Annotated in this window: 3 protein-coding genes; 1 reads left to right on the top strand and 2 read right to left on the bottom strand. The window is 74.9% G+C overall.

What is annotated here, in order from left to right; genetic code table 11:
- Positions 1 to 278: 278 nt before the first annotated feature.
- Both BG452_RS43775 and BG452_RS43770 read right to left on the bottom strand, forming a co-directional pair.
- Complete coding sequence (locus BG452_RS43775) at positions 279 to 1,058, bottom strand: leucyl/phenylalanyl-tRNA--protein transferase (RefSeq protein ID WP_188309968.1); 780 nt, start codon at positions 1,056 to 1,058, stop codon at positions 279 to 281.
- Positions 1,055 to 4,312, bottom strand: coding sequence for an amino acid adenylation domain-containing protein (locus BG452_RS43770; protein ID WP_188309967.1), 3,258 nt, complete (start codon positions 4,310 to 4,312; stop codon positions 1,055 to 1,057). Before BG452_RS43770 ends, BG452_RS43775 begins: the two co-directional genes overlap by 4 nt.
- 212 nt (positions 4,313 to 4,524) lie before the next feature.
- Between BG452_RS43770 and BG452_RS43765 the strand changes: the two genes are divergently transcribed.
- A complete protein-coding gene (locus BG452_RS43765; protein WP_188309966.1) occupies positions 4,525 to 7,734 on the top strand; it encodes a putative bifunctional diguanylate cyclase/phosphodiesterase in 3,210 nt (1,069 codons plus the stop codon).
- The last annotated feature ends 132 nt before the right edge of the window (positions 7,735 to 7,866 follow it).

Raw genomic sequence — 7,866 nt, 5'->3', positions numbered from 1 at the left:
CCCCGCCCGCCGGGCTGCCCCCGGCGGTGGTGGCGGTGGCGGCGATGCCGGCGGCGGCCGGTTCGACGGCGGCCTGCGGGGTGCTGCCGGAGCCGGTGGGCCCGCACGCGGCCGTCCCGGCGAGGATGAGGGTGAGCAGGGCTGCGGGCGCGGCCCGGCCTATCGAGGGTTTGAACACGCGGCGTCATGTTACTGACGAGGAATAAGTTTGTCGAAGACGGACCAACGAGATCGCCCCCAAGCCCGGGGCCGACCCGGAGCCGACTCGAAACCGCAGGTCAGACCAGCCGTGCGACGGGCAGCCGACCGTCCGGCAGTGTACCCCCCGCAGGGGGCCCGGCCAGCTCGGCGAGGTAGCGGGTGCGCTCCATCGGCACCGCTCCGAGGCTGCGCACGTACGGCCCGTCCCACTGGGCGTCGAGCAGGCGCCCGCCCGCGGCGGCGAACCGGGCCCCGAGGTCGGCGACGGCGACCCGGGCGGCGTCCGGCCGGCGGTGGAACATCGAGTCCAGGCTCAGCACCGGCCCGGCGGCCACTCCGAATGCCCCGCCGATCAGCTCCCCGCCCTCCCACACCTCGACGCTGTGCGCCGCGCCGAGCCCGTTCAGCTCGACCAGCGCCGCCCGTAACTCCTCGGTGAGCCAGGCGGGTTGACGCCCCTCGGCGCAGGCCGCGAGGACCGCGCCGAAGGCTTGGTCGGCGGTGCTCCACCACGGTGTCGCGGACCCGTGCGCCCCGCGCAGCCGCCGGGCGAGCCTGCGGGGCAGCCGGACGGCGCCGGGCCGCAGCACCGGGCGCGGGTCCGGCGACCACCAGGCCAGCGCGTACGGGTCGGCGGCGCCCGGCAGCACGGCCACCTCGCCGGCCTCGACCGCCTCCCCGTGCAGCGCCTCATTGTAGGCGCCCGCGTACTCGTCCGCCGCCGGCAGCGGGAACAGTCCGCGCCGGTAGGCCGCCAGCAGCTGCCGCGGGCCGAGCACCCCGCCGAACGCCACCGGCCCGTCCCCGGCGGCGTGTCGGAGGTCCAGGGCGTCGAAGTCGGGCACCGGCGCGGTCACAGGAACCCCTCGTCCGCCAGCCGGGCCAGGTAGTGGTCCAGCAGGGCGCCGTCCACGGCCGGCAGTTCGATCCCGCTGCCCTCCAGCGCCGCCTCCGCGTTGGCCCGGTCGAACCTCGGGAACACCGGCTGGAAGTACAGCTCGCTGATGGACAGTTCGGATCCGGGCGCCCGGTCGACGAACAGCGGGACGAACGGTGTGATCGGGTGGGTCGGATGCCCGGCGGCGAACCGGACCAGCCGCCGCACCCAGTCCCGGTACTGGAGTTGATCGATCCGGTGGCCGCGCGCCCGGAGCCGGTCGGCGAGGTCGGGGAGCCCGGCCGGGTCCGGCGAGGTGAGGTGGTAGACCTCGCCGTCGGCGGGCGCGTGCGCGGCGATGTGGGCGACTGCCCGGGCGAACCGGTCGGCGGGCACGAAGTCCAGCGGCAGCCGTACGTCCGGACAACTGCCGCTGTCGGCGAAGTACTTGATCAGCGCGCAGAGTTCGGTGCCGGTGTTCATCACCCCGGCCGCGAGGTCCCCGGTGACGTCGTTGGTGCGCAGCACGGTGACCGGCAGCCCGCCCGCCGCCGCATTGTGCAGCAGCTGCTCGGCGACCCACTTGCTCTCCACGTAGCCGACGCCGAGCCGTTCGGGGTGGGCCAGCGGCGTGCGTTCGGCGACCTCGCGGACGCCGGCCGCGCCGAACCCGGCCAGCACGGCGAGGGTGGAGAGGTAGTGCACGGGCACGCCCCGGCTGTGCCCGGCGAGCCGGACCACCTCCCGGGTGCCGCCGACGTTGGGCGCGCGCAACTGGTGGTACGGGTAGAGGAAGTTGACCTGCCCGCCGAGGTGGTACACCGCGTCCAGGCGCCCGGCCAGCCAGTCGAAGCGGCGCTCCGTCAGCCCGAGCCGCTCGGCGGCCAGGTCGCCGACCAGCGGCACCACCCGGTGGTCGGCCAAGTCCCTTCGCAGGAAGCGCTGTTGGGTGGCACGTAGCCGTTCCAGCGCGTGCTCCTCGTCCGGCGCGCGGACCAGGCAGTGGATCCGCGCCCGGGTGGTGGCGAGCAGCACGTGCAGCAGGTGGGCGCCGCAGAAGCCGGTGGCGCCGGTGAGCAGAATCTCGGCGGGCTCGGCCCGGGACGGCGCGGGGCTCCAGGACTGGCCCACGCCGTGGGTGAGTCGGGCCTCGGCGTACCAGTCGACGGCGCCCGCACCGGCCTCCCCCGGGGCGGCGCCGGCCCTGGCGGCCTGCAGTGCGGCGGTGAAGTCGCGCAGGACGGGCGAGCGCAGCAGTGCCCGGGTGAGGGTGCGGACGTGGCCGACGTCCAGGCCGAACATCATCCGGGCCCGGGCGAGCATCTCCATGGCGAGCAGCGAGGTGCCGCCGAGGGCGAAGAAGTCGCCGTCGGGGCCGACGAGTTCGGCGCCGAGCAGCTCCGCCCAGAGGTGGCCGACGGCGGCCTCCACGGCGCTCGGTCCGGGACCGGCGGGAGTGAGAGCGGGGATGGTGGCGGGGATGGGGGCGGCGGGCGCCGCCGTCCGGACCGGGGCGTGCGGCAGCGAGCGCCGGTCGATCTTCCCCGCCGCCGTGAGCGGCATGGCCTCCAACGGTACGAACTCCGCCGGGACGAGGTACTCCGGCAGCCGCTCCGCGAGGAACGCCCGCAGCCCCTCGGGGGGCACCGCCCGGTCGCCCACCGTGTAGTACGCGGTGAGCACCCGGCTGCCGTCCGGCGCGCTGCCGTCGGCCGCGACCCGGGCCTGCCGCACCGCCGGGTGGGCGGAGAGCACCGCCTCCACCTCGGCCGGGTCGACCCGGTGCCCGCGCACCTTCACCTGGTCGTCGAAGCGCCCGAGGATCTCCAGCTGCCCGTCCGCCCGCCAGCGCCCGGCGTCCCCGGTGCGGTACATCCGCTCACCGGGCAGCGGCGCGTACGGATCGGGCCGGAACGACTCGGCGGTGAGCCCGGCCTGCCGCCAGTAGCCGCGGGCGAGGCCGGGCCCGCCGAGGTGGATCTCACCCCGCTCGCCGGGCCGCACCGGCCGCAGCCGCTCGTCCAGCACGTGCACCCGCACCCCCGGCAGCGGCCGCCCGATCGGCACCGGCGCGGCCGGGGCGGCCAGCAGCTCCGGGGTGACCTCGCAGTGCAGCGAGGTGACCGCCGCCTCCGTCACCCCGTACGCGTTGAGCAGCCGCACCCCCGGCAGCCGCTCCGCGCAGGCCCGGCAGTCGTCGGCGTGCACCACGTCCCCGCCGACCACCACCAGCCGCAGCCCGTCCGGCGCCGGGCCGCCGGGCGGCAACAGGTCCAGCACGTGGTGCCAGTACGCGGGCGTGAAGTCGGCGACGGCCAGGCCGAGCCGGGGCAGCCGCCGGACCAGTTCGGTGGGCGCCCAGGTGTCCCGGCCGCCGAGCACCACCGTCGCCCCGGCGAGCAGTGCCGAGAACACCTGCTCCAGCGCGGTGTCGGCGCCGAGCGCGGCCAGCTGGAGCACCCGCTCGCCGGGGGCGAGGCGGTAGGCGCGGACGACCCGGTCGAGGGTGAACACCAGCGAACGGTGGGTGACCGGGACGCCCTTGGGGCGGCCGGTGGTGCCGGAGGTGTAGATCAGGTAGGCGAGGTCGTCGGGCGTGGCGTGCTCGTCCCGGGCGGCGGTCTGCGCCGACGCGGAGCCGGCGTCCGGCGCCACCCGCTCCACCCCGTCGAACCCACGACCGTCCGTGACCGCCACCCGCGCCCCGCTGTCCGCCACCAACCCCGCGAGCCGCCGCTCCGGGTGCGCCGGATCCAGCGGCAGGAACGCCCCGCCCGCCTTGAGCACCCCCAGCCAGGCCACCACCAGCTCCACCCCGCGCCCCAGGCACACCGGCACCACCTGCCCCGGCCCCACCCCCCGGGCCCGCAGCTCGGCCGCCAGCCGGTCGCTGCGCCCGTCCAGCTCGCGGTAGCCGAGCGTGGCCTCCTCCGCCACCACGGCGATCGCCGTCGGGTCGTGGGCGGCCCGGGCCCGGAACAGGCCGTGCACCGTCTCCGCGAACCCGGCGCGGGCGGACGGCCCCGCCAGGGCCGGCACGTTCCGCTCGACCCAGGCCCGGCACCGGGCCCGGCCGGCCGGCCCGTACACTTGCCGCCACCCGGTGGGCAGCGGCACGTCCCCGGGCTCCGCGGGCCAGAGCGCGTACTGGCCGTCGTCGTTCCGCACCACGGCGTGACGCCCGGAGTTCACATCCGTGCGTACACCCAGTGCGCTGTCGGGTGCGTCGTCCACCGGCTTGACCTCGTGCTGAAGCGGCAGAATGCTGGGAGGTGCGACATTTCCGACTATACGCACTCAGGGGACACCGACAACGTCCGTCGCACGGACCGCCGGACGCCACTTCCCCGTGGGCCGAGGAAGGCCCCCCAGGACCCGTACGCACCCGTCCTCGCCCGAACTCCCCTGCCCGAGCGGCGGGGTGGTGTCGCGGAGGAGGTAGCTCGTTGACTCGCCGGCGACAACGCCTGATGGTGTGTTACCTGCTCTGGATGGTGCTGTTCACCGGCATCTACTTCGCCGACCCCGGGCTGCGGATCATCTGGTGGACGGGCATGGGCCTCGGTGGCGTCGCCGCCGTCGTGGTCGGCGTCCGGCTCAACCGCCCCCGCCACCCGCTGTTCTGGTACCTGCTGGCGCTCGCCAACCTCAGCTTCACCACGGGCGAGGCGATACAGGCTCTTCAGCTCGACATCCTGCACCTCGACAACCCGTTCCCGTCCGTCGCGGACGGCTTCTACCTCGCCGAGTTCCTGCTGTACGCGGCAGGCCTGCTCGGCTTCATCCGCTGGCGCACCGCCCGCCAGGACCGCGCCGGACTGCTCGACGCCCTGATCATCACGCTCGGCCTGGCCCTGCTCGTCTGGATCTACCTGATCCTCCCGTACGCCCGGAACCCGGACCTCACCTGGATCCAGAAGGCCGTCTCGATCGCCTACCCGCTCGGCGACGTGGTCGTCCTCGCCCTGCTGCTACGGCTGTTGACCCCGCGGGGCGGCAACTCCCGCTCACTGCAACTGCTCACCGTCGGCGCCCTCGGCCTGCTCACCTCCGACGTCCTCTACGGGCTGATCCAGCTGCACGGCACCTGGCAGATCGGCACCGGCGTGGAACTCGGCTGGGCCGCCTTCTACACCGCCTGGGGCGCGGCCGCGCTGCACCCCTCGATGGTCGAACTGACCAGGCCCGTCCCCACCCAGCAGCCCGACCTCTCCGCCGGCCGGCTCGCCCTGCTGACCCTCGCCTCGCTGATCGCACCCGGCATCCTGATCATCGAGTCACTGGCCGGGAACACCAGCAACGCGGGCGTGATCGGCGCCTTCTCCGCCCTGCTGTACCTGCTGGTGCTGGCCCGGCTGGCCGTCGTGGTGGTCGCCCGCCGGCAGGCCGTGGCCCGGGAACGGGCCCTGCGCCAGGCGGGCGCCCGGCTGACCGCGGCCGTCACGGTGGCGGAGGTCGCGGACGCCGTCCAGGCCGCCGCCTCCACCCTGATGCCCGCCGAGCGCGGGCACGTCGCCCTGCTGACGGTGGCCGAGTCCGGGGTGCTGCACGTCCGGCGCGCCGGCAACCACACGGACGGCGGCGGCACGGGCGCAGGCCTGGGCGTGGGCGGCCTGGGCGGGGGCCCGGGCGATGGCGGGAGCGCCTCCCCGCACCGCCCCACCCCGCAGGAGGACGAGGTCCTCGCCGGCCTCGCCGCCCACCGCGAGACCCGGCTGCTGCCCGTCGGCTCCGTCGACCTGCCCGCCCACCTCGGCGGCATGCCCGCCGCCCTGGTCTGCCCGCTCATGCTGGCCGAGCGCCCCTCCGGTGACCCGCTGATCGGCTCGCTCGTCGTCACCGGCACCGAGCAGGAGCTGACCAGCCTCTGGGGCTCACTGGAGATCCTGGCCGGCCAGGCGGCGCTGGCCGTCGAACGCGTGGTGCTGAGCCAGGAGGTCATCCGGCGCAACAGCGAGCTGTACTTCCGCACCCTGGTGCAGAACGCCGGCGACGTCATCCTGATCCTCGACGCCGACGACGGCGTCCGCTACGCCTCCTCCTCCGCCCAGCGGGTGCTCGGCTACCCCAGCCTGGACGGCACCCTGCTGACCGACCTCGTCCCGCCCGAGGACAGCCGGGAGGTCGGCAAGGCGCTGGCCCGGATGCGCGGCCCCGCCGAACCGCCCCGCGGCGACCAGCCGCGCGAGCACTGGCGGCTGCTGCGCCAGGACCGCACCCCGATCGAGGCCGAGGTCCGCTACACCGACCTGCGCGACGACCCGACGGTCGGCGGCCTGGTGCTCACCCTGCGCGACGTCACCGAGCAGCGCCAGATGGAGCGCGAGCTGACCCACCGGGCCTTCCACGACTCGCTGACCGGCCTCGCCAACCGGGTGCTGTTCCAGGACCGGGTCGGCCACGCGCTCTCCCGCGGCGAGCGCAGCGGGGCCGTCACCGGGGTGCTGTTCATCGACCTGGACGACTTCAAGGTGGTCAACGACACCCAGGGACACGCCGTCGGCGACGAACTGCTGGTCGCCGTCTCGCTGCGGATCTCCACCGCGCTGCGCAGCTCGGACACCGCCGCCCGGCTCGGCGGCGACGAGTTCGCCGTCCTGGTCGAGGACGCCCTGTGCCCGGCCGACGTGGACACCATCGCGGCCGGCGTGCTCGCCGTGTTCGCCGAACCGTTCAAGCTCAGCGCCGGCGCCGTCCGGGTCAGCGCCAGCATCGGCGTCGCGACCACCGAGGACAGCGTGGACTCGACCGAACTGCTCGCCCACGCCGACCTCGCGCTCTACTCGGCGAAGGCGGCCGGCCGCCGCCAGTGGTGCCACTACCGGCCGGCCCTGCAGGCCGGGATGGTCGAGCGGCACGAGATGAACGAGAACCTGGACTCCGCGATCGCCGAATCGGCCTTCCAGCTGTACTACCAGCCGATCGTCGACCTGCGCACGGGCGATCTGGTCGCCTTCGAAGCCCTCGTCCGCTGGCCCCACGACGGACGCGGCATGGTGCTCCCCGACGAGTTCATCGCCCTCGCCGAGGAGAGCGGCCAGATCGTCCCCCTCGGCGCCTGGGTCCTGGAACGCGCCGCCGAGGAGGCCGCCGCCTGGCACGCCGCCAGCTCCGCCGCCCGCGCCGCCGCCGGCCGCCCCCCGCTGCGGGTCAACGTCAACGTCTCCGCCCGCCAGTTCCGCGACGCCGGCTTCGTCGACGTGGTGCGCCACGCCCTGGCCACCTCCGGCATCGACCCGCGCACCCTCGTCCTGGAACTCACCGAATCCGTCCTGATGCGCCGCGACGACCGCCTGCGCGCCGACATGGCCACCCTCGGCGAACTCGGCATCGGCCTCGCCATCGACGACTTCGGCACCGGCTACTCCTCGCTGTCCTACCTGCGGGAGTTCCCGATCTCCCTGCTGAAGATCGACAAGTCCTTCATCGACGGACTCGGCCTCTCCCCCCAGCAGTACGCCCTGGTCGAGGGCATCACCCGGATCGCCGACACCCTCGGCGTCCAGGTCATCGCCGAGGGCATCGAACACCCTGACCAGCGCGACCTGCTCGCCGCCATGGGCTGCCCCCTGGGGCAGGGCTACCTCTTCGCCCACCCGATGGACGGGACCCAGGCACGGGCACTGGTGCGCTCCACCACCTACGAGCCGGCGTAGTCGGAGACCGTGTCAGCAGTGCGGTGGCCAGGATCCCGTGACGGGCGGCGAGGATGCCCCGCTCGGCACGGGATGCGAGGAGACCGGCCATGGCAGCGGCGGAGGCGTCCTGGTACCCGGTGCGGTGTGTGT

Source organism: Streptomyces sp. CBMA123 (assembly GCF_014596465.1).
Lineage (GTDB): Bacteria > Actinomycetota > Actinomycetes > Streptomycetales > Streptomycetaceae > Kitasatospora.
The sequence above is the reverse complement of the archived record's forward strand: the minus strand, read 5'-3'. Positions and strand labels throughout refer to the sequence as shown.